This is a genomic window from Stenotrophomonas sp., from assembly GCF_031995405.1.
Lineage (GTDB): Bacteria > Pseudomonadota > Gammaproteobacteria > Xanthomonadales > Xanthomonadaceae > Stenotrophomonas.
Genome location: NZ_DAMAGC010000081.1, coordinates 1 through 18,321, shown reverse-complemented (window position 1 = coordinate 18,321; position 18,321 = coordinate 1). Strand labels below are relative to the sequence as shown.

Sequence of the window (18,321 nt, the reverse complement as noted above, 5' to 3'; positions counted from 1 at the left end):
GGCTCGGCTCTACCGGGGCTCTGCGTGCAGCCGAGCATGGCTCGGCTCTACCGGGGCTCTGCGTGCAGCCGAGCATGGCTCGGCTCTACCGGGCTCTGCGTGCAGCCGGGCATGGCTCGGCTCTGCCGGGCTCTGCGTGCAGCCGAGCATGGCTCGGCTCTGCCGGGCTCTGCGTGCAGCCGGGCATGGCTCGGCTCTGCCGGGCTCTGCGTGCAGCCGAGCATGGCGCGGCTCTACCGGATGTTTTACGTCTGGGAGCGGTTGGTCGTGGCCTTCGGATCGACGGTGAAGTCGGCGATCCGCCACAGGTACAGGCTGGCATAGGTCCGGTACGGACCCCACTTTTCGCCGCGCGCCAGCAGTTCCTTCGGCATGGGCATGGTCTCGGCCTTGTCCACGCGCTGGGCGCCCTTGCGGATGCCGAGGTCGTCGATCGGCAGGATGTCCGGCCGGCCGAGGCGGAACATCAGCATCATCTCCACTGTCCAGCGGCCGATGCCGCGGATCGGCACCAGCGCGTCGATGATCGCGTCGTGGTCCATCACCGACATCCGGCGCAGGTCCGGGACCTCGCCGGCCGCCTCACGCCGGGCCAGGTCGCGCAGCGCCAGCGCCTTGTTGCCCGATACCCCGCACACCCGCAGCGCGGCGTCGTCGATGCGACCGAGCGTATCGGCGTGCAGGCGCGCGCTGCCGATGGCCACTTCCACCCGCCCCACGATCGTGGAGGCGGCCTTGCCGCTGAGCTGCTGGAACAGGATCGCGCGGGCCAGCGCATCGACCGGATCGAAGGATTTCGACCAGCCCGGGGGCGCGTCGATCGGTCCGAGCTTTTTCATCCACGCGCCCAGCCGACGGTCACGCCGGCTCAGCCAGTCGTGCGCCTGCTGCACATCGAAGCCGCGGCGGAAGCGCGGCATGTCAGCGGCGCAGCGCGTTCAGGCCGTACACCAGCCAGCCCAGCATGAGCGCGGTGCCGCCAATGGGGGCCAGCTGCGTGCTCAGCTGCCACAGCGCGCCACCCACCAGGCTGCCCGAGAACAGCAGCGTGCCCAGCAGCAGCACGTACAGCGCCAGCTTGCCCACGCTGTTCTGCTGGGTGGGGCCGAGGACCGCCAGCGCCAGGCCGTGCCCGAAGGCATACAGCGCGGCGGTGTTGACGTGCGACTGTGCCAGCGGATCGGCGATGCCGTGCGAAGCGTAGGCCGACAGGCCCACCGCCGTGGCCGCCAACAGGCCACCGAGGCAGGCCAGCAGCGAGGGTTTGCGAGCGCGTCGTTCCAGGTTGAGCATGCGTGCATCCTTCCAGGGCGCTCCGGGTCGGGAGCAAAAAAAAACGCGCCGCAGGGAGCGGCGCGTTTTTCGTCGTGCGTTACATCACGGCAACCGTCGGTTTACTTGACGGCCCAGTAGATGTCGTACGTGCCTTCCGGCGTGAACGACTTGTCCACGCCGTCCTTCCAGGACTCGTACGGACGATCGATCACTTCGTTGCCGTTGGTCACCGACCACGCACGCAGGGCGTTGCGGGCGATGTCCAGGCCAGCCATGTGGCCGGTGTAGGCCGCGTGGGCCGAACGGTGCGGAGCAACGTGCACATACTTGACCGGCGCACCACCGTCGATCTTGACGGTCAGGGCTTCGGCGGACGCACCTTCAGCACCCTTCTTCTTGACCGGCTGGGCCACGTCGAAGGCGTACTTCTCAGCACCGAAATCGGTGGTGATGATGCGGAACGGACCGGCGGCTTCGAGGTTGTTGGCCTCCATCACGCGCTTGATCCACTCCTGGTTGTCCTTGATGGACTTGGTGATGGTCTCCTGGCCGCGATCCACGTTACCGGCGGTGACGATCAGCAGGTCCTCGGCCGGGACGTCCACGATGGCCAGATCGGTCAGCGGGGCTTCGGCGGTGCGGTAGTCGATGTTCGGCACGGTGGCCAGCATGTTGGCCATGCGCGACAGACCCAGCTTCAGGTCGTCACCGATGTGACGGCTGACGTACAGGCCCGCGTAACGGCCCATCAGGTTGAAGCCGTACTTGACGCTGTAGTCCTGGGTGATCTTGACGTTGCGGCCACCCTTGCCGGTCGGCTCGAGGGTGAAGCTGGTCTTCTTGTCGTGGCCCTTGGTGGCATCCTCGATGTTGATCGACACCAGCTTGTTCTTCTCAGAACCGGTGATCTCCCAGCTGCCTTCGCCCAGGGAATTATCCTTGGAGACGTAGTCCAGGCGGGCACCAACGCCGGCCGCGGGGCCGGACAGCTTCAGTTCAACGGCGGGATCGCGCAGCAAGAGCGGGTTCCAGTCCTTGAAGCGGCGCAGGCTGTTGACCGTGTCGTACACGATCGTCATCTTGCGGTTGGTCTCGATGCTTTCGGAAATATGGCGCTCGCCCGGCAGACATACGCCAATGATGACGAACAGGCCAGCCACGATCCCCAAGGCGATCAGGAACTCGATAATACGGGTCATTCAGGAGTCTCCGGGGCCGATCCCACGGCCGGGTTGATTGAAGCGAAGCGCCAATCCTAGCAGGCTTCGCGGGTATGTAGATCAGGATTGGCGCACCGGTATCCATGCCGGCAGCGGTTTTGCATAGACAAGGAGCGGAAAGATAACGCATCACGCGCGTCAGCACGTAGCGGATGCGCAATATTTCTTTGCCGGATTCGGCCGATGACTGCCCTGAGCCTGCCGCAACCCTTGTCGCACAAGGGCTGCGACGCAGGCCACGACCGCGGCCTGCGTGCCTGTTCAGACCAGCTGAAGCTCGAAGGCCTTCAGCACCGCGCGGGTCCGGTCGCGCACGCCCAGCTTGGACAGGATGTTGGACACGTGGTTCTTGATCGTGCCCTCGGCCACGCCCAGCGAGTTGGCGATCTCCTTGTTGGAGAAGCCGCTGGCCATCAGGCGCAGGATCTCGGTCTCGCGATCGGTCAGCGGGTCGGGCCGGTCCAGGCTGACGAACTCGTTGCGCATGTGCTCCAGCCCGGACAGCAGGCGCTGGGTCACCGCCGGCTGCACCAGCGAGCCTCCGTCGGCCACGGTCCGGATCGCCCCGACCAGCTGGTCCAGGGTCACGTCCTTGAGCAGGTAGCCCTTGGCACCGGCCTTGAGCCCGGCCAACACCAGCTGGTCGTCGTCGAAGGTGGTCAGGATGATGGTCGGCGGCAGCTGCCCCAGCTTGGACAGCATCTGCAGCGCTTCCAGCCCGGACATCACCGGCATGCGCATGTCCATCAGGACCACGTCCGGGCGCACCTGCGGCACCACCTCGACCGCCTGGCGGCCGTCGGCGGCCTCGGCCACCACCTCGATGCCGGCGTCCAGCGCCAGCAGCGAGCGGATTCCCTGCCGCACCAGGGTTTGGTCGTCGACCAGACAGACGCGAATCATCAACGCACTCCTCAAGGAACGGTGGCCAGCAGCAGCACGGGCGCACCGGGAACCGAGGCGCGCAGGCGGAAGCCCTGACCCCGGCGGGTTTCAATCTGCAGCTCACCGCCGCACTGGTACAGCCGTTCACGCATGCCGCGCAGGCCGTTGCCGACCACGATGCCGTCGGCGCCCACCCCGTCATCATGCGCCTGGATCACCACTTCCCCCGCGCTTTCCCGCCGGACCTGGATCCACAGGTTGCGCGCATTGGCGTGGCGGACCGCGTTGGTGATGATTTCCTGGGTGCAGCGCAGCAGCACGTGGGCGCGCTCGGGGTCTTCGACGTTCAGCGGCTCGGCGATGTCCAGATGGATGTCCAGCGAGGGCACCTGCTCGGTGAGCGGGCGCAGCGCGGCGGCCAGGTCGATGGCGCCGCTGTCGCGGATCTGGCTGACCGCCTCGCGCACGTCGGTGAGCAGCAGCTTGGCCAGGGTGTGGGCCTGGTGCACATGCTCCTGGGCCTGGCCCTCGGTGAGGTGGCCGGCCACTTCCAGGTTCAGGCTGAGCGCGGTGAGATGGTGCCCCAGCAGATCGTGCAGTTCGCGCGAGATGCGGGTGCGCTCGTTGACCCGGGCGCTCTCGGCCAGCAGCACGCGGGTGGCGCGCAGCTCGGTGTTGAGCCGACGCTGTTCTTCACGGGCATCGGTCTGCTGTCGCGCGACCAGGCTGGTCACGAAGATGAACATGGAGAAGCCGCCGTACAGCAGCGACTGCATCAGCGCCTCGAACAACGGCATGCGCAGGATCAGGTAGTACACCGGCAGCACCGCCAGCTGGCTCAGCAGCAGCCAGAGCACCCCGCCGCGCACCTGCAGCATCCACGGAATGACCCCGGCGGCCACCATCATCAGGATGCTGCCCAGGCCCGATCCGCTCAGGTAGCTCACCCCCAGCGCCGAGGTGGTGAGCAGCAGCAGCACCACCCGGTCGTACCAGGCCGAATGCCCGCCGCCATCGCGCAGGCCGCGGGTCAGCCAGAAGTAGCATGCACCGAAGGCCAGGTAGGCGGTGAACAGCCATACCGCCCAGCTGTCCAGGCCGTCGCCGCGGTGGCGCAGCAGCGATTCGTACTGGGAATAGACCACCGGCAGGCCGACCATGACCCAGGTGAACAGGCCGGCCAGTCGCAGTACTCGGGTTTGGCTCAGGTATCCCAGCATGGACGCATCTTAGGCTGAACCTGCGCCCCTGCACTCCCACATAAGTCATGGCCCCCGATTCGCCGGGGCCGGTCACCCGTGCAATAATCCGACGAGGGCCCCTTGATGGGCCAACCGCGTTACCCCACGGAGTCACAATGTCGATTGTCATCCGCGACGTGCGCGAGCACGAGCTCGATTCCGTCCTGGCCCTGAACAACAACGCCGGTCTGGCCATCCTGCCGCTGGATGCCGCCCGCCTGCGCCTGTTCTACGAAACCGCTGAATATTTCCGCGTCGCCGAGCGCGACGGCAACCTGGCCGGCTTCCTGATCGGCTTCGGCAGCGACAGCCAGCACGACAGCAGCAACTTCGCCTGGTTCCAGCAGCAGCTGGACAGCAAATTCTTCTATATCGACCGCATCGTGGTCGCCAGCCGCCGTCGTGGCGGCGGTGTCGGCCGTGCGTTCTATGCCGATGCGCAGAGCTACGCCGAGCTGCGCTACCCGCAGCTGACCTGCGAAGTGTTCCTGGACCATGGCGCCGATGCGGCGCTGCTGTTCCATGGCAGCTTCGGCTTCCGCGAGGTCGGGCAGAACACCATGGAGCACGTGGACGTGCGTGCCAGCATGCTGCTCAAGGACCTGTGCAGTTACCAGTGGGTGCACGACACCTACGGCGACCAGCTGCCGGACGTGCCCTGGGTGGGCCATCGTCGCGAGCCGCTGCGCGCGCATCGACCGACGGGGACCTGAGGTGGCGGCGAACATGGATTTTGAACAGGCCGGTGAACTGAAGATCGGCCAGGTCGGCATCGCCAACCTGCGCATCCGCACCCTGGATGTGGAACGCCTCACCCGTGAGATGCACGACCGCGTGGCACGTGCGCCCAAGCTGTTCGGGCGGGCCGCGGTGATCCTGGATTTTGGCGGGCTGAGCCAGATTCCCGATGTGGCCACCGCCCAGGCCCTGCTGGACGGCTTGCGCGGCGCCGGCGTGCTGCCCGTTGCGCTGGCCTACGGCACCACCGAAACCGAAAAACTCTCGCAGCAGCTGGGCCTGCCGCTGCTGGCCAAGTTCCGTGCGCAGTACGAACGCGCCGACCTGGAAGCGGTTCAGGCCGCCCCGCCACCGCCGCCGGCCCCCGCGCCGGCCCCGGAACCGGCCCGCCGTGCACGCGCGGCCGCGCCGGCACCGGCCGTGGTCGATCCGGGCAAGGCACCGCAGCCTGGTCGCATGCAGACCAGCAACGTGCGCTCGGGCCAGCAGCTGTACGCGGAAAACTGCGACCTCACGGTGATGGCGACCGTCGGCGCCGGTGCCGAGGTGATCGCCGACGGCAGCATCCACATCTACGGTACGCTGCGGGGCCGTGCCCTGGCAGGTGCCCAAGGCAACACCACGGCGCGTATCTTCTGCCGTGAATTCCATGCTGAACTGGTCGCAATCGCCGGCCATTACAAGGTACTGGACGATGTCCCGGACACCCTGCGCGGCAAGGCCGTGCAGGTGTGGCTGGAACAGGACCAGATCAAGATCGCGGCGCTGGACTGATCCGGCGCCCACACAAAATGAATCAGGAGAAGTCCTTTGGCTGAAATCATCGTAGTCACTTCCGGCAAGGGCGGCGTGGGCAAGACCACCAGCAGCGCCAGCCTGGCGTGCGGCCTGGCACGGCGCGGCAAGAAGGTGGCGGTGATCGACTTCGACGTCGGCCTGCGCAACCTCGACCTGATCATGGGCTGCGAGCGCCGCGTGGTGTACGACTTCGTCAACGTCGTGCACGGTGAGGCGACGCTGAAGCAGTCGCTGATCAAGGACAAGCGCTTTGACAACCTGTACGTGCTGGCGGCATCGCAGACGCGCGACAAGGATGCGCTGACCCAGGAAGGCGTGGGCAAGGTGCTCAAGGACCTGGCCGCGGACGGCTTTGATTACATCATCTGCGACTCGCCGGCCGGCATCGAGAAGGGTGCATTCCTGGCGATGTACTACGCCGACCGTGCGGTGGTGGTGGTGAATCCGGAAGTGTCCTCGGTACGCGACTCGGACCGCATCATCGGCCTGCTCGACTCGAAGACGCACAAGGCCGAGTCGGGCCAGGACGTGCCGGCGTTCCTGCTGCTCACGCGCTACAGCCCGGCACGGGTGGAAAGTGGCGAGATGCTGAGCATCACCGACGTGGAAGAAGTGCTGGGCCTGAAGGCCATTGGCGTGGTGCCCGAGTCGGGCGACGTGCTCAATGCGTCCAACAAGGGCGAGCCGGTGATCCTGGACCCCGAATCGGCGGCGGGCCAGGCCTATGAAGATGCGGTCGGCCGCATTCTTGGCGAAGAGCGTCCGATGCGCTTCACCACCGTGGAGAAGAAAGGCTTCTTCAGCAAGCTGTTCGGAGGGTAAGCATGGGACTGTTCGATTTCCTGAACCGGAAGAAGACCACTGCCGAAACGGCGAAGAACCGTCTGCAGATCATCATCGCGCAGGAACGCAGCCATCGCGGTGGCCCCGATTACCTGCCGCTGTTGCAGCGCGAGCTGCTGGAAGTGATCAAGAAGTACGTGAACATCGACGCCGATGCGGTGAAGGTGGATCTGGTGAAGGACGGGGAGCACGATGTGCTCGACATTTCCGTCGCCTTGCCGGAAGGCCCGCAGCAGCCTTGATGCGATAGCGCCCCTTCCCGTACGGGCCGGGGCGCGTGACATGACCACGATGAACGATGCTGTGATCGAGGCCGAGCCGCAGGTGACGCGGGTCGGTGATATCCGTTTCGACGATGCGGTTGCCCTGCTTGCGGCGCACGCGCTGCGCCTGCACCGGGTGGACGCGGCTGCGCCGATTCCGGGCAGTTACTGGGGCGAGCCGGAGGCGGGGATCATCGGCAGCGACGTGTACGTGCGCGATGACACGCCCGTGCATTCGATGCTGCACGAGGCCTGCCACCTGATCGTGCTGCCGCCGGAGCGGCGTGCGCTGGTGCATACCGATGCAACCGATTCGGTGCCCGAGGAAGACGCCACCTGCTACCTGCAGATCGTGCTGGCCGGGCAGTTGCCGGGCGTGGGTAGTGATCGGTTGATGCAGGACATGGATGCGTGGGGGTATACGTATCGGCTGGGGTCCACGCGTGCGTGGTTCGAGCAGGATGCGGAAGATGCGCGTGCCTGGTTGATCGAGCGCGGGTTGCTTGCCACGTAGATCCACGCCATGCGTGGATGCTCTCCGTTCTGGCGTCATGAACGCCTGATGCGCCGCGCTGCGCGCGGTATCCACGCGTGGCGTGGATCTACTGGATTGTTACGTGGTGGCGGAATTTGGTTCGGTGCCCCGTTGGCGCTGCATTTCGAATGCGGCGCGTGGTGCCACGTTGATCCACGCCATGCGTGGGTGCTCTTCGTTCTGGCGTCATGAACGCCTGACGCGCCGCGCTGCGCGCGGTATCCACGCATGGCGTGGATCTACGGGATTGTTACGTGGTGGCGGAATTTGAATCGGTGCCCCGTCGGCGCTGCATTTCGAATGCGGCGCGCGGTGCCACGTAGATCCACGCCATGCGTGGATGCTCTTCGTTCTGGCGTCATGAACGCTGACGCACCGCGCTGCGCGCGGTATCCACGCGTGGCGTGGATCTACGCCATTGCGCGCAGCGTGATCCCGACGATGTAGGCCAGATAGGTCCCGGTTGCATACCCCATCGTGCCCAGCAACACCCCCACCGGGGCCAGCGAGGGATGGAACGCGGCCGCGACCACGGGCGCAGACGCCGGCCCCCCGATGTTGGACTGCGAACCGATGGCGAAATAGAAGAACGGTACCTTCAGCACCCGCGCCAAGGCCCACAGCAGCACGATATGCACCGCGATCCAGATCAGGCCCAGCAGGAACAGCCACGGCCGATCCAGCAGTGCCAGCAGGTCCATCTGCATGCCGATGCAGGCGATCAGGAAGTACAGCAACAGCGAGCCCAGCTTGGACGCGCCGGCGCCCTCCAGGTTGCGCGCACGGGTGAAACTGAGCGCCAGACCGCAGGTGGTGGAGATCACCACTACCCACACGAACGGCGCATCCAGGCTGAACTGCGAGGCCCAGCCGACATGGCCCTTGAACCACGCCGAGACCGGCCCGGCGATCGCGTGCGACAGGCCGACCGTACCGAAGGCCACCGCCACGATCAGCATCAGGTCGGTGAGGCTGGCCACGCGTTCGTGTTCGCTGCGGAATTTCTCGATGCGCAGCTTGAGTGCGTCGATGCCCGAGGTATCGGCACCACTGCGTGCGTCGATCTTCGCCGCGCGGCCAGCCAGGAAGATCAGCGCCGCCATCCACACATAGCCCACGCCCACATCGACCACCGCGAACTGGCCGAAGGTGGTCGCGTTGACGTCGAACACCTCGCGCATGGCCAGCATGTTGGCACCGCCACCGATCCAGCTGCCGGCCAGTGCCGCCATGCCGGCCCAGGTGTCGCCGGCCACGGTGGCCGGGTGCAGCCACTTCATCACCTGGAAGGCCACCACCGCGCCGAGCATGATGCTGAAAGACGCGCCCAGGTACATCACGATCAGCTTCGGGCCCAGGCGCAGGATGCCCTTGATGTCCACCGCCAGGGTCAGCAGCACCAGCGCGGCCGGCAGCAGGATGTCGCGCGCGACCGGGTTGTACAGATGGGTGTTCTGCCCGTCGATCAGGCCGACGGTGTTGTAGATGCCCGGAAGCAGGTAGCACAGCAGCAGCGCCGGCACGACGCTGTAGAAGCTCTTCCACAGGCCCTGCTCGCGCGAGGCGGTCCAGAACACGGCACCGAGGGTGGCGGCGATCAGGCCGAAGACGACGATGTCGTTCTGGATCACGGGAGCGGAAGGCATGCGGACGCTCAGGGTAGAGCCGAGCCATGCACGGCTGCGGCTGGAAAAGGGAGACGCAAGAAACCGCCGGGCATGCCACGGCGCAACCGCGGGCAAAGCGCCGCCCCTGGGGGGCGGCGCCTGCATCGGGCTTATTCGCCGATGTGCTGCTTCAACCAGCCGTTGACGGTGTCATGCCACTGCACGCTGTTCTGCGGCTTGAGCACCCAGTGGTTTTCATCGGGGAAGTACAGGAACTTGGACTCGATGCCCTGGCGCTGCGCGGCAGTGAACGCGGCCAGACCCTGTTCGACCGGGATGCGGAAGTCGAGCTGGCCATGGATCACCAGGATCGGCTTCTTCCAGTTGGCCACGTGGTTGACCGGGTTGAACTTCTCGAAGTTGGCCGCCTTCTGGAACGGCGTACCGCCCTGCTCCCACTCGGTGAACCACAGCTCTTCGGTGGCATAGCCCATCATGCGCTGGTCGAACACGCCGTCATGGTTGACCAGGCACTTCCACGGCTCGTTCCAGTTGCCGGCGATCCAGTTGATCATGAAGCCGCCGTAGCTGGCGCCCAGCGCGCAGGCCTTGTCGCCGTTGAGGAACGGGTACTGCTTCTGCGCCGCGGCCCAGCCCTTCTGCAGGTCTTCCAGCGGGCGGTCGCCCCAGTGCTGGCTGATCGCGTCGGTGAATTCCTGGCCGTAGCCGGTGGAACCGTGGAAGTCGATCATCACCACCGCGTAGCCCTGGCCAGCGTAGGTCTGCGGGTTCCAGCGGTAGCTCCAGCCATTGCCGAAGCTGCCCTGCGGGCCGCCGTGGATCAGGAACGCAACCGGGTAGGTCTTGCCTTCTTGGTAGTTGTACGGCTTGACCACGTAGCCGTGCACGGTGTCGTTGTTCCAGCCCTTGAACTGGAACTGCTCGTAATCGCCGAAGGCCACGTCGGGCAGCATCTGCGAGGCGCTCGGGGTGATCTCGCGCGGGCTGCTGCCATCGGCGGCGGCCACCACGATCTGGTCACCGCTCTTGAGGCTGTTCTTCGTGTACGCCAGGGTGGTGCCGGCGATCACCGGCGAACCGATGCTGCCGCCTTCGGCGACGACCGTGGCCTTGCCGGTGGCGATGTCGATGTTGAACAGGCGGTGTTCGCCCAGGTCATCGGCACCGGTGTAGAAACTGCCGCCGTCGGCGGCCAGCACGATTTCACCGGCCGAGCGGTCCCACTTGGGGGCGATCTCGCGGGCCTTGCCCGAGGCCAGGTCCAGCGCCATCACGCCGAAGCGGTCCGCCTCGAAGCCCGGGCGCTTCATCGCGCGGTAGTACAGGGTCTTGCCGTCGGCGCTGAACACCGGGCCGGCGTCCCAGGCCGGGTTGGACGCGGTCAGGTTGACCGGGGCCTGCTTGCCGTCCACGTCGAGCTGGTAAAGATCGAAGTTGGTCGACCACGGCTCCTGCTTGCCGGCCACGCGGATGGAGGCGACCACGCTCTTGCCGTCCGGTGCCCAGGCGAAGTCGTCGTTGCCGCCGAACGGCTTGGACGGCGCGTCGCCGTCCAGAGTGGCGCTGATCGCCGAGGCGCCCTTCACCGCAGCGGCCTTGGCGGTCGGCAGCGGGGCCACGAACAGCGTGTTGCGGCGGCCGTCGGCCCAGGTGTCCCAATGGCGCACGAAGAGGTTGTCGAAGACTTCACCGGTGTTCTTGCGCGCCTTGTGCGCGTCCAGCTTCTTCGTGGTGCAGGCCAGGTCCGAGCCGCAGGCCTGGAACACGCCGCTGCTGAAGACCACGCGGTCGCCCTGCGGGGACACGTGGAAGCTGTCCACGTCCACCGGGAAGTCGGTCAGCTGGCGCGGGGTGCCGCCGGCGACCGGCTGCGAATACAGCTGCTGGCTGCCGCCCTTGGCGCTGAGGAAGTACACGGTGCCGCCGTCGGCCGACAACGCTGCCGAGTTGACGTTCCAGCTAGCCGGGGTGAGCGGCTTGGGCGGGGCCAGGTCGCGGGTGCGTAGGTTGCGGATGAACAGGCCGGTGCTGGCCTTGCTGTCACTGCCGACCACGCGCTTGGCGAAGATGACGTTGCCGCCATCGGCGGTGAGCAGCGGGCTGGAGACCCGATCCAGCGCGATCATGTCGCGCACATCCAGGCCACGCGTGGCCGCCAGCGAGGGCATCGCCGTCAGCAGGCACAACGGCAGCAGGGCGTAACGAAATTTCATCGGGTTCTCCGCAGGACGGCAAAACGCCGATGGTAGGGCCGGAGGGGCCGCCCACGCAAAGGCCATCGGTCATGCCGGCGGATCGGCCGAGGGCAGAAACGACAAACCCCGCCGAGGCGGGGTTCGTCATGACGCGGATCGGGGTCGCGCTTTCTTAAACCGACCCCACCGCGCGCTTGCCGGTGCGGTAGATCAGCCACCCCACCAGGAACAGCACCGCCAGACCGATCCACTGCGCGCCCGGCAGGTGGAACGGCAGCGCCAGCACATCGGCGCGGCTGCTGATCACGATCGGGATCGCGATGGCGATGCCCATCAGGGCTTCACCGGTGATCAGGCCGGCAGCGAACAGCACGCCCGGCTTGTGCACGCGGTCGCGGCCTTCTTCATCGTCGCCACGGATCTTGTGGAAGCGCTCGACCAGGTAGGCAATCAGGCCGCCCAGGAAGATCGGCACCATCAGTTCCAGCGGCAGGTAGATACCGATCGCCGCGGCCAGCACCGGCACGCGGAAACGCGCGTTGCGCGACTTCAGCCAGCTGTCGAAGGCGATGATCGCCGCGCCGACCACCGCGCCGATGCCGATGAAGGTCCACGGCAGCTCGCCACCGAACAGCCCCTTGGCCACCGAGGCCATGAGGTTGGCCTGCGGCGCGGCCAGCGCATTGGGATGCAGTTCGGACTTGACGCCGATGCCGTAGGCGGTGGCCAGCAGGTTCAGCACCGGGGCCATGATCAGCGCGCACGAGAACGCCCCGATGCCCAGCATCAGCTGCTGCTTCCACGGGGTGGCGCCAACGATGTAACCGGCCTTGAGATCCTGCAGGTTGTCACCGCCCACCGCGGCCGCACAGCACACCACCGCGCCGATCATGATCGCGGCTACCGCACCCAGCGGTGCACCGCCCACGCCGACCGGGGTCAGGCCGTCCTTGCCCAGCAGCAGCACCAGCACCGCCGAGGCGAACAGGATGGTGGAGATGGTGATGCCCGACACCGGGTTGTTGGAGGAGCCGATCAGGCCGGCCAGGTAGGCCGACACCGACACGAACAGGAAGCCGGCGACGATCATGATGAGGGTCATCGGGATCGACACATGCCACTGGCCCACGATGGCCTGGTACAACGCCAGCAGCGGCAGGGTGAACACCACCAGGGCCACCAGCATCCACTTCATCGGCAGGTCGCGCTCGGTGTGTGCCAGTGCCGGGCCACCGCTCTTGCGGGCCGCGGCAAAGCCACTCTTGACGCCATTGAGCAGCGACTTGCGCAGCGAAATCAGCGTCCAGACGCCGCCGATCAGCATCGCGCCGACGCCCAGATAACGCATTTTCGCGCCCCAGATGGCGAATGCCGCCTCGGTCGAGGTGGCCGTGGCGATCGACGCGGCCAGCGCCGGATCGGTGTGCATGAAGAACGACTGATACAGCGGAATGGCGATATGCCAGGTCAGGATCGAGCCGGACACCACCACGATGCCGACATTCAGGCCGACGATGTAGCCCACGCCCAGCAGCGCCGGGGACAGGTTGGTGCCGATGAAGGCAGTGACCTTCGAGCTGCCCACGTAGGCCGAGGTGGCCCACGCATCGGGGATCAGGCGCAGGCCGCTCTCGGCGGCCAGCTTCACGAAGGCACCGATCACCGCCGACACGGCCAGGATCTTCAGGCCCGGGCCCGGATTTTCACCGGCCTTGAGCACTTCCGCCGCGGCCTTGCCTTCGGGGAAGGGCAACGGATCTTCGACGATCATCGAACGACGCAGCGGCACCGAGAACAGCACGCCGAGCAGACCACCCAGGCCGGCGATGCCGAGCACCCACCAGTACTTGAAGTCCGGCCAGTACCCCATGATCACCAGCGCGGGAATGGTGAAGATCACACCGGCGGCGATCGACGAGCCGGCCGAGGCGCCGGTCTGGACGATGTTGTTTTCAAGGATGGTGCCACCACCGAGCAGGCGCAGCACGCCCATGGAGATGACGGCGGCGGGAATCGCGGTGGCGATGGTCAGGCCTGCGAACAGACCCAGGTAGGCGTTGGCGGCCGACAGAATCACTGCCAGCACGATGGCAAGCACCACCGCGCGGAAAGTGAGCTGGCGTGGCGCAGCGTCGTTGTTCATGGAAGCCCCTGCTGGCAAAAAATCTGGTCCACGCTAGCGTTCATGTCCGGGCAAGTCCAGTGCGGGAGGTGCTGCACCCGCGGTGATGCAGGGGCATCGGTCGCCCCGGCTGCCCCGGGCAGGACGCAGCCGCCGGGATCGGCAAAGCGCGGCACGACGGCGCCATAGGGCCGAGCCACCACCAGCGGCACCGTCGTCGCCCGGGCACCGGGCCTATACTCGCAGCCCCGCTGTCCGCCCCTGCCGCCCTGATGACCGCAGCCGCCCTGCCCGCCCCCGACACCGTTGCCACCCGCTCCGACGACTTCCTCGGCCACCCCAAGGGCGTTTACGTCTGCTTCTTCACCGAGATGTGGGAGCGGTTCTCGTTCTATGGCATGAAGGCGCTGCTGCTGCTGTACCTCACCAAGTACCACCTGTTCGGCGACAAGGCCGGGCTGGACCTGCTCGGCGCCTACGGCGGCCTGGTGTACTGCATCCCGGTCTTCGGCGGTTTGCTGGCCGACCGCTGGCTGGGCATGCGCAAGGCGGTGGTGTTCGGCGGCGTGCTGCTGGTGCTGGGGCATATGGGCATGGCCTTCGAGGGCCACGCGGCCACCCGCATCGACGGGCAGATCGTGCGCGATGACGCCGCACTGGGCATCACCTATCTGTCGCTGGCCCTGATCATCATGGGCGTGGGCTTCCTCAAGCCCAACATCTCCACCATCGTCGGCAAGCTGTATCCGGAGAACGATCCGCGCCGCGACTCCGGCTTCTCGCTGTTCTATGCCGGCATCAACCTGGGCGCGCTGTTCGCCTCGCTGGTATGCGGTTTCCTCGGCGAGGCCTACGGCTGGAAGTACGGTTTCGGTGCGGCCGGCATCGGCATGGTGATCGGCCTGTGCATGTTCCTGTGGGGCCAGAAGTACCTGCAGGGCCACGCCGAGCCGACCGATGTGCCGGCCCTGCGCCAGCGCGTGCTGGGCATCCGCCGCGAGTGGCTGATCTACGCGCTGGCCGTGCTTGGAGTAATCCCGGTGGCTGCCCTGATGTGGGCCGCGGCCAATGGCGCGTTCGCGCTTGGCGGCGAAATCAGCCTGGCGCTGATGCTGATGATCGTGGTGCTCGGTGGCGTGCTGGTGTGGTTTGCCTGGTTCACCGGCACCCGCTGCACGCCGGTGCAGCGCCAGCAGATGATCGCGCTGATGGCGCTGATCTTCATGGCGCTGGTGTTCTTCACCCTGTACGAGCAGACCTACGGGTCGTGGGTGACCTTCACCGATCGCCTGCTGACCAAGGACTTGGTGCCGTCGCTGGTGATCCAGGGCGGCACGCCGTTGCCGTGGTCGATCGCCTCGCTGCTGCTGGCCCCGCTGGGCTTCGTGGTGGCTGCACGGCTGTCCGAGCGCAGCCCCGGCTCGACCGCGCCGCGCAACCTGTTCATCGCCATCGTCGCGCTGATGCTGGTGATGCTGATCCGCGACTGCCTGGTGATCCCGCAGACCGCCGGTTCGCTGACCTACCTGGGCGGCCTGTTCCTGGTCGTGCTGGCACCGTTGTTCGCCATCCTGTGGGCGTGGCTGGACCGCCGCCGCCTGGACCCGTCCAAGCCGATCAAGTCCTCGATCGGGCTGATCTTCGCCGCGCTGTCGTTCGTGCCGCTGGCACTGGCCGCCCAGCAGGTGGGGGCAACCGGGCAGATGGCCAGCGTGTGGTGGCTGGTGCTGGCCTACCTGATCCTGGAGATCGGCGAGATGTGCCTGTCACCGGTGGGCCTGTCGGCGGTCACCCAGCTGGCCGCGCCGCGCGTGGTGAGCCTGATGATGGGCACCTGGTTCCTGGCCACGGCCTTCTCCGAAACCCTGGCCGCGCTGTTCGGCAAACTCGCCGCGATCGAGGTGCCGGAAGGCCAGACGATGAACATCGCCAGCGCCGCCGCCAGTTACGAACATCTGTTCTGGCTGCTGATGTGGATCGGGCTGGGCTGCGCGGCGGTCGCGCTGGCCTGCTCGCCGCTGCTGAAGAAGATGATGCACGGGGTGAAGTAAGCCCACCGGCGCCGCCCACCGAAACGACAACGGCACCTCGCGGTGCCGTTGTCGTTTTACGCGCCAGCGATGATCAGGGCTGTGCGGCGGCCGCTGCATTGGCGGTTTCCCCGCCGAGGCTGCGCGACAGGAAGGCCAGCAGCTTGGCGTAATACTCGCGACGGTGCGCATCGGTGTAGAAGCCGTGGCCTTCGGTGGGGTAATACAGCGACTCCACCGGCACCCCGGCTTTCTTCAACGCCTCTTCCATGCGCTTGGTGTGCCGGATCGGAGCGCGTTCGTCTTCGCCGCCGGCCGCCAGGAACACCGGCACCTTGATCTGCGCGGCCAGGTTGACCGGCGAGACCGCCGCCAGTTTCTGCGGGTCGCCCAGCCAGTCCTTGAGGTAGGTTTCACCGGAGCCACTGCGCTGGATGTCGCCGGCCGTGAACATCATCGGTAGGTCGTATACGCCGACGTAGCCGGCCGCGCACTTGTACAGCCCGGCCTCCTTGGCGGCCCCCATCAGCGCGGCATACGCCCCGTAGCTGGCGCCGTAGATGCAGATCCGCGACGGATCGGCATGGCCCTGGGCAATGGCCCAGCGGGTCGCGTCGGTCAGGTCGTCCTGCATCGCCCCGCCCCACTGCTTCGCACCGGCCGCCTGGAAGGCGCGGCCATAGTTGCCCGAGCCACGGTAGTTGACCTGCAGCACGGCATAGCCGGCCGACGCCAGCAACTGGCTTTCGGTGGTGTAGCTGCCGTCGTCGAAGATGCCGAAGGGGCCACCGTGCGGCATCACTACCATCGGCAGCCTGGCGCCGGCACGGCCGGCCGGAACGGTCAGGAAGCCGTTGAGCTCCAGTCCGTCGCGGGCCTTGACCGCCACTGGCAGCACCGTGGCGGCCTTGGCCGGATCCACCCAGCTGCTGCGGCTGATCACGTGGTCGGCCTTCTTGGTCTCGTTGTTGAAGATGAAGAAGTCGCCGGGATTCTGCCCCGACCACGCCTCGATCATCAGCTGCTTGCCGTCCTTGGTGCTGGAGGTGATGAACACCGCATCGCCACCGAAGGCCGCTTCCAGGCTGCGATAGAGGCGTGCATCGGCAGATTTCTCATCGAAGAACCGGGTATGCGGCGTGTCGCCCAGGAACAGGGCGCCGACCGGGATCGCGGTACCCGGGCGGTGAATGATGCGGCTCGGATCCACCTTCGGATCGCGCAGCACCGGCGTACGCGTGCCGGTCGCCGGATCCCAGGCGATGATGGCGGTGGGACCGTTGGCCTGCTCGGAGGTGAAGTAGGCCAGCTTGCCGTCGGCGGAGAAGCCGATCGCCTGTTCGATGCGGCCGTTGACCGCCTCGTCGTTGACCAGCTTCCAGTTGTCGCCCACGCCTTCGCGGTAGTAGAGCTTGTTGACGTTGTCGGCGCCGGCACCATGCGCGAAGCGGACCTGCCCGTTGGCGTCGCTGACGAACTCGGCACGGCGCACCGGCGACAGCGCCACGGTCTGGCGGCGACCGCTCTGCACGTCCAGTTTGTCGACCCGGGTGAAGGGCTCGTTGCTGAAGGGCCAGATCGAGACCAGCACGTTGCGGTCATCCTGCGGGAGGTCGTCGAACAGGAACGCCGCCACCGCTTCGACCTTCTTGGGCTGGATACGGGTGCCGGGGCCATTGCCTTCCACGCGGTAGCCGACCAGCAGTTCGCCACGTCCGCCATCGGCGTTGATCGCGAACAACTCGCCGGTCAGGCGCGGGCGGTCGAGAGCGCCGATTTTTTCAGCCAGCCCGATCAGTACGCGGTTGTCGTTGACCCAGTTGAAGTCGTTGGCGTGGTTCTTGGCCGGCGGCACGAACGAGCCGACCACCTTGCTGTCCGAGCGCCGCAGGATCGCCAGCGCGGTGCGGTCTTCCATCGGCACCGTGGCAGCGAAATAGTTGCCATCCGGCGAAATCTTGATATCGGCGAAATCGTCGCGCTTGAGATACCGGTCCAGGTCCACTGCACCGGCCTGCCCCGCCAGCGCGCCACACACGATCAATGCCATCCAGCCTGACTTGCGCATCCTTGCCCCTGATTCCGGACACCCTGTCCGGGTGGCCGATTCTAGACGGAAGCTGAATGCCGGGACCATAGGGGCAGTTCGGACCCGCCTGTCGGGTCTTTCCTCGGTGGCGCTTGTAACAGGGTGTTTCTTCCCGTTAGGGCGAGCCTCCTTGAAGGCGCGTCGCAGATGAGTACGGCGATACGTGTGGCTGGGGTAGTCCGACGCCGTCTTGGATCGGATGCTGTCTCGGCTCGGGTTTGTCGCGCGCGTGACGGCCCCGTAGCGACCGGCAGGCTCCTGGCGTAGTGTCCCCCGGCCGCGGAGCGGCCTCCTCCTCCTTTATTTTGCCCAGGAGCCTACCGGCCGCTACGGGGCTCGGCTTGCGGGGAACATGCCGAAGCCAAGCTCTTCTTGCGGTTGTCGGTGGGTCGGGCGCTGGGTCCCCATGCCCTTGGAGGCGAAATAAAGGAGGAGGCCGCCCCGCGGCCGGGGGCGTCG

At 66.6% G+C, this 18,321-nt stretch carries 15 protein-coding genes; 6 read left to right on the top strand and 9 right to left on the bottom strand.

What is annotated here, in order from left to right:
* Nucleotides 1-245: 245 nt before the first annotated feature.
* The 5 genes from RTO53_RS13860 to RTO53_RS13840 all read right to left on the bottom strand — a co-directional run bounded on the left by RTO53_RS13860 (nucleotide 246) and on the right by RTO53_RS13840 (nucleotide 4,600).
* Nucleotides 246-920, bottom strand: coding sequence for a DNA-3-methyladenine glycosylase (locus RTO53_RS13860; protein ID WP_312238337.1), 675 nt, complete (start codon nucleotides 918-920; stop codon nucleotides 246-248).
* Between the two features lies 1 nt (nucleotide 921).
* Complete coding sequence (locus tag RTO53_RS13855; protein ID WP_312238336.1) at nucleotides 922-1,293, bottom strand: DUF423 domain-containing protein; 372 nt, start codon at nucleotides 1,291-1,293, stop codon at nucleotides 922-924.
* A 101-nt stretch (nucleotides 1,294-1,394) separates the two neighbouring features.
* Nucleotides 1,395-2,474, bottom strand: coding sequence for an SRPBCC family protein (locus RTO53_RS13850; protein ID WP_312238335.1), 1,080 nt, complete (start codon nucleotides 2,472-2,474; stop codon nucleotides 1,395-1,397).
* A gap of 282 nt (nucleotides 2,475-2,756) precedes the next feature.
* Nucleotides 2,757-3,398 carry a response regulator transcription factor gene (locus tag RTO53_RS13845; protein ID WP_256776353.1) on the bottom strand — a complete coding sequence of 214 codons (642 nt, stop codon included), beginning with the start codon at nucleotides 3,396-3,398 and terminating at the stop codon, nucleotides 2,757-2,759.
* An 11-nt stretch (nucleotides 3,399-3,409) separates the two neighbouring features.
* Complete coding sequence (locus RTO53_RS13840) at nucleotides 3,410-4,600, bottom strand: histidine kinase (protein ID WP_312238334.1); 1,191 nt, start codon at nucleotides 4,598-4,600, stop codon at nucleotides 3,410-3,412.
* Nucleotides 4,601-4,737: 137 nt separating this feature from the next.
* Between RTO53_RS13840 and RTO53_RS13835 the strand changes: the two genes are divergently transcribed.
* Genes RTO53_RS13835 through RTO53_RS13815 form a run of 5 tightly spaced genes read left to right on the top strand, consistent with a single transcriptional unit; the run spans nucleotide 4,738 to nucleotide 7,777 of the window.
* Entirely contained in the window at nucleotides 4,738-5,334 is a 597-nt protein-coding gene (locus tag RTO53_RS13835) for a GNAT family N-acetyltransferase (protein ID WP_312238333.1), read from the top strand.
* 13 nt (nucleotides 5,335-5,347) lie between these two features.
* Nucleotides 5,348-6,133: a septum site-determining protein MinC gene (gene minC / locus RTO53_RS13830; RefSeq protein WP_312238332.1), complete on the top strand. Its 786-nt coding sequence runs from the start codon at nucleotides 5,348-5,350 to the stop codon at nucleotides 6,131-6,133.
* Nucleotides 6,134-6,169: 36 nt separating this feature from the next.
* Nucleotides 6,170-6,979, top strand: coding sequence for a septum site-determining protein MinD (gene minD / locus RTO53_RS13825; protein ID WP_256776357.1), 810 nt, complete (start codon nucleotides 6,170-6,172; stop codon nucleotides 6,977-6,979).
* Between the two features lie 2 nt (nucleotides 6,980-6,981).
* Nucleotides 6,982-7,242: a cell division topological specificity factor MinE gene (minE, locus tag RTO53_RS13820; protein ID WP_017355894.1), complete on the top strand. Its 261-nt coding sequence runs from the start codon at nucleotides 6,982-6,984 to the stop codon at nucleotides 7,240-7,242.
* A 49-nt stretch (nucleotides 7,243-7,291) separates the two neighbouring features.
* On the top strand, nucleotides 7,292-7,777 hold the full coding sequence (locus tag RTO53_RS13815) for a hypothetical protein (RefSeq protein WP_312238331.1): 486 nt from the start codon (nucleotides 7,292-7,294) through the stop codon (nucleotides 7,775-7,777).
* A 431-nt stretch (nucleotides 7,778-8,208) separates the two neighbouring features.
* Here RTO53_RS13815 and RTO53_RS13810 read toward each other — a convergent pair whose 3' ends face one another.
* From RTO53_RS13810 to RTO53_RS13800, 3 genes are all read right to left on the bottom strand, one after another.
* Nucleotides 8,209-9,444: a DUF819 family protein gene (locus tag RTO53_RS13810; RefSeq protein WP_312238330.1), complete on the bottom strand. Its 1,236-nt coding sequence runs from the start codon at nucleotides 9,442-9,444 to the stop codon at nucleotides 8,209-8,211.
* Nucleotides 9,445-9,575: 131 nt separating this feature from the next.
* Nucleotides 9,576-11,639, bottom strand: coding sequence for a S9 family peptidase (locus tag RTO53_RS13805; RefSeq protein ID WP_312238329.1), 2,064 nt, complete (start codon nucleotides 11,637-11,639; stop codon nucleotides 9,576-9,578).
* 154 nt (nucleotides 11,640-11,793) lie between these two features.
* Nucleotides 11,794-13,764: an oligopeptide transporter, OPT family gene (locus tag RTO53_RS13800; protein ID WP_312238328.1), complete on the bottom strand. Its 1,971-nt coding sequence runs from the start codon at nucleotides 13,762-13,764 to the stop codon at nucleotides 11,794-11,796.
* Nucleotides 13,765-14,015: 251 nt separating this feature from the next.
* On the opposite strand from RTO53_RS13800, the gene RTO53_RS13795 reads away from it, so the two are divergent.
* Nucleotides 14,016-15,794: an oligopeptide:H+ symporter gene (locus RTO53_RS13795; RefSeq protein ID WP_312238327.1), complete on the top strand. Its 1,779-nt coding sequence runs from the start codon at nucleotides 14,016-14,018 to the stop codon at nucleotides 15,792-15,794.
* Between the two features lie 73 nt (nucleotides 15,795-15,867).
* On the opposite strand, the gene RTO53_RS13790 is transcribed toward RTO53_RS13795, so the two are convergent.
* Nucleotides 15,868-17,841 (bottom strand): S9 family peptidase, encoded by a 1,974-nt coding sequence (locus RTO53_RS13790; RefSeq protein ID WP_312238326.1) that lies wholly within the window; start codon nucleotides 17,839-17,841, stop codon nucleotides 15,868-15,870.
* Nucleotides 17,842-18,321 lie beyond the last annotated feature (480 nt).

Coding starts and splice junctions, on each gene's coding strand:
- minE (WP_017355894.1), top strand. CDS start 6,982: ATGGGACTGTTCGATTTCCTGAACCGGAAGAAGACCACTGCCGAAACG.
- RTO53_RS13855 (WP_312238336.1), bottom strand. CDS start 1,293: ATGCTCAACCTGGAACGACGCGCTCGCAAACCCTCGCTGCTGGCCTGC.
- RTO53_RS13795 (WP_312238327.1), top strand. CDS start 14,016: ATGACCGCAGCCGCCCTGCCCGCCCCCGACACCGTTGCCACCCGCTCC.
- minC (WP_312238332.1), top strand. CDS start 5,348: ATGGATTTTGAACAGGCCGGTGAACTGAAGATCGGCCAGGTCGGCATC.
- RTO53_RS13845 (WP_256776353.1), bottom strand. CDS start 3,398: ATGATTCGCGTCTGTCTGGTCGACGACCAAACCCTGGTGCGGCAGGGA.
- RTO53_RS13790 (WP_312238326.1), bottom strand. CDS start 17,841: ATGCGCAAGTCAGGCTGGATGGCATTGATCGTGTGTGGCGCGCTGGCG.
- RTO53_RS13810 (WP_312238330.1), bottom strand. CDS start 9,444: ATGCCTTCCGCTCCCGTGATCCAGAACGACATCGTCGTCTTCGGCCTG.
- RTO53_RS13800 (WP_312238328.1), bottom strand. CDS start 13,764: ATGAACAACGACGCTGCGCCACGCCAGCTCACTTTCCGCGCGGTGGTG.
- RTO53_RS13860 (WP_312238337.1), bottom strand. CDS start 920: ATGCCGCGCTTCCGCCGCGGCTTCGATGTGCAGCAGGCGCACGACTGG.
- RTO53_RS13840 (WP_312238334.1), bottom strand. CDS start 4,600: ATGCTGGGATACCTGAGCCAAACCCGAGTACTGCGACTGGCCGGCCTG.
- RTO53_RS13835 (WP_312238333.1), top strand. CDS start 4,738: ATGTCGATTGTCATCCGCGACGTGCGCGAGCACGAGCTCGATTCCGTC.
- RTO53_RS13805 (WP_312238329.1), bottom strand. CDS start 11,639: ATGAAATTTCGTTACGCCCTGCTGCCGTTGTGCCTGCTGACGGCGATG.
- RTO53_RS13815 (WP_312238331.1), top strand. CDS start 7,292: ATGAACGATGCTGTGATCGAGGCCGAGCCGCAGGTGACGCGGGTCGGT.
- RTO53_RS13850 (WP_312238335.1), bottom strand. CDS start 2,474: ATGACCCGTATTATCGAGTTCCTGATCGCCTTGGGGATCGTGGCTGGC.